Origin of the sequence: Shewanella sp. 5_MG-2023 (genome assembly GCF_030547465.1) — a bacterium.
In the GTDB taxonomy this organism is placed as follows: Bacteria; Pseudomonadota; Gammaproteobacteria; order Enterobacterales; family Shewanellaceae; genus Shewanella.
In genome coordinates, this window is the sequence record NZ_JAUORC010000088.1 from 1 (window position 1) to 791 (window position 791).

The window sequence follows — 791 nt, forward strand, 5'->3', positions numbered from 1 at the left end:
TCATGAGTATCTGCCTATCCTTGACTCTCTATAGAGTACGTGTTGATAAGCAGTTACACAAAATTAGTTACAGTCTCCTTTTAAGGTCTGATAGCGAACTTAAGCTTAATTCAAGCTATTAGCACTATAATCTAACTGACATTATTTAACGTCATTAAGACTGACGGCGACGCCATAGCAGTGGCAATAATAATAGAAGCCCAGCTCCTAAACTGCCCGCGCTATAGTTTTCGCTCCAACCATCATCTAACGTGTTTGCCACATTGATACTGACAGAAGCACTTGTTTCTTCTTCCCCGTCACTCACAACAAGTTCAAACACTAATGCTTGATCTACTGAAACTTCTGGTGTTGTCAGATTTAGCACAAGACCCGTTGCAGTAAAATCAGTTTGAGCGCCTGAAACTTGTGTCCAGCTATAGGTTAAACCTGCAGGTTCATTAGCAATAGCCGCAGTGATAACGGTGTTCTCACCTTCATTTAGCTCAGTGTTTCCACTAAAGCTAATATCAAATGATAAAGGCACATTTTCGACCGTTACATTAACGACTTCGCTAGCCAGTCAACCACCCACTTGTTGGGGATTGAGGTCGGTAACTTGAGATGATGTTTTCCCAAATATGCCAGTAGTCTTGCTCGCCAGACTTTAGCCAGGTTAAAGGCGTTGAAAAGGTATTTACCCTTGTTCTTTTTCCTTTGTTTTTTAGCTTTATCAAAGCTGCCTGCCGGAATGATGAAGTGGATATGAGGATGCTTCTTATAACACAAGGGTCACGCCTTCGGTTATGGGT

At 41.8% G+C, this 791-nt stretch carries 1 protein-coding gene and 1 pseudogene; both read right to left on the reverse strand.

All coding sequences use genetic code 11. The annotated features are described in order from the left end of the window. Window positions 1-154: 154 nt before the first annotated feature. Complete coding sequence (locus Q4557_RS19790) at window positions 155-526, reverse strand: GlyGly-CTERM sorting domain-containing protein (protein WP_102435792.1); 372 nt, start codon at window positions 524-526, stop codon at window positions 155-157. A 35-nt stretch (window positions 527-561) separates the two neighbouring features. Then, window positions 562-791: pseudogene (locus Q4557_RS19795) on the reverse strand (transposase); the annotation flags it as partial.